Raw genomic sequence first — 1,830 nt, 5'->3', positions numbered from 1 at the left:
TTATTAAAAAATATTTGATTGTTTTAATGTGTTTTGTACGAGATCTAGCTTTACTGCAACAAAAAGTAAAATGTTTATAAATCAGCTGATTGTTGCGTTTAAAAACCGAATGTCTAGCTTTAAAAAACAACATGAAAAAATTAAAAAAATATGTTGAAGTTTTAACTGAAATATATAGGATAAATTGGAGGAAATTATGACAATTAATCTTAGCATTGACAATCCCTGTGAGGTGATTATTAACTCTTTTAACATTTTGAATTCTTGGAATCAATTTCAAAAAGATGCCCAAGTCGACAGTGCAACGGGCCTTTCTTCCTCTCCCCCTAATGTTTTTGATGTTGCTGCAAAAAGGTTTTTTGATAATATTGCCTCACCTTCTTCCTATTCTAAGACGAATTTTTTAAGCGATATGGAAGTTCAAATTTTTGCCTTTTTTAATTTTAGTTTTTACAAATTTTATTTTTACCAAATAAAAGACCTTTCTGATTTCAACGATTCCACTGCCTTATCAATACAACTTGACAAAGCTAAGTGCATTGCTGATAAAGCCATTCAAGAATATCAAGCTTGCTTGAAATCATTGGTCAATGGCATTGCTCGAGAAGCAATTAGTTTTATCCCAACTTTTATATTAGATTGTTTCTGCGACCATGAATTTGTACATATAACAAAAATCATTGAACCAGATTTACTTGCTCCACCTAGTGAATATGCTGCTTACTTAATTGATCAATTTCCCGCAGCAAAATTGGAAAATTTTCGTTTAATTGCTCAAAAAGTAGCGTACCTTAAATTACCACTTGATTCCTGGTCTATTATTGATTTTGAACAGTCCACAAAAATAATGGTGCCGGCTGAAGTTTTTGTGAGAGTTCATCACCGTGCGATAAAAGATATCAAGCATTTACTTCATCAACATTTTGTTGCTAAACTCCAAAGAGATATAATTGATGAATGTTTTGATACATCCAATTTTTTTCAAATTCATAAAAAGAGGATAGAATTGTATGAACAGCATTAATTTGGGTAATTCTGATATTTATTATCCAAAAATTTTACCACAAGAATTATTAGAATTTGTGGATTTTAATGAAAATCCTCAACATGTAATCGTGAAAGTCTCTCAAAAAGATCGCCTTTTATTAAAAATAACTTCAGTTATCCAAGCTATCTTCAAAACCTTATTTCAAATATTTGAATGTATTAGTCATTACGCCTGTTTGTTAGCAAATGGGCTTATTTCAATAAAAGCTAAATTACTAGGTTTTGACCTCCATCTTCATTTTCAACTATTTAATGTTATTATTAATTATGATAGCTCAAACAAGCAAAATATTTCTCCGAGCAGTATTTTAACATGCTAAATAATGGTACCTATTCTATTTTGGTGGAGAAAAGGTTAAAAAATTAATGGTGCTAAAAATCATTTTTTTGATGCTTATAAAAATAACCCTTAAATCTTATAAGCATCCTTTTTCTTTTCAGCAAACATCTTCAAACTACAGATGCTCTTTAAGGTTTTGTTTTAACTGATCATGACTTCTTGTATGAACCTAATAAAGTAGAAAGAATGGTTTGGGAATTTGTGGCAAGATAATCAATTTAAGGAAGGAATTGACACGCACAAAATTGAAAAGGCAATCGACCAACTAGCTGATCTAGTTGATCGATAAACATAGTAGGTATTTGCTAAACGTATTGAACTTTTAATGTTCCGTTTCGTTTAACGATAGCGTCTGTTAAGCTTTGCTTTTCTTCGTCGGTAATGCCTTTTTTCATCGCAACAACTCTAACAAAACTAGAAGGATCTTGGATATATTGAGCAAA

At 30.5% G+C, this 1,830-nt stretch carries 2 protein-coding genes; both read left to right on the top strand.

The features are described from left to right. Positions 1-196 precede the first annotated feature (196 nt). Positions 197-1,024, top strand: a complete 828-nt coding sequence (locus TY19_RS04575) for a hypothetical protein (protein ID WP_042280578.1) — start codon at positions 197-199, stop codon at positions 1,022-1,024. Beyond that, a complete protein-coding gene (locus TY19_RS04570; protein WP_042280577.1) occupies positions 1,011-1,367 on the top strand; it encodes a hypothetical protein in 357 nt (118 codons plus the stop codon). Before TY19_RS04575 ends, TY19_RS04570 begins: the two co-directional genes overlap by 14 nt. The last annotated feature ends 463 nt before the right edge of the window (positions 1,368-1,830 follow it).

Source organism: Candidatus Protochlamydia sp. R18, from assembly GCF_000648255.1.
GTDB lineage: Bacteria > Chlamydiota > Chlamydiia > Chlamydiales > Parachlamydiaceae > Protochlamydia > Protochlamydia amoebophila.
Note: the sequence above shows the minus strand (reverse complement) of the source record. Positions and strands in the feature narration are given on the sequence as shown.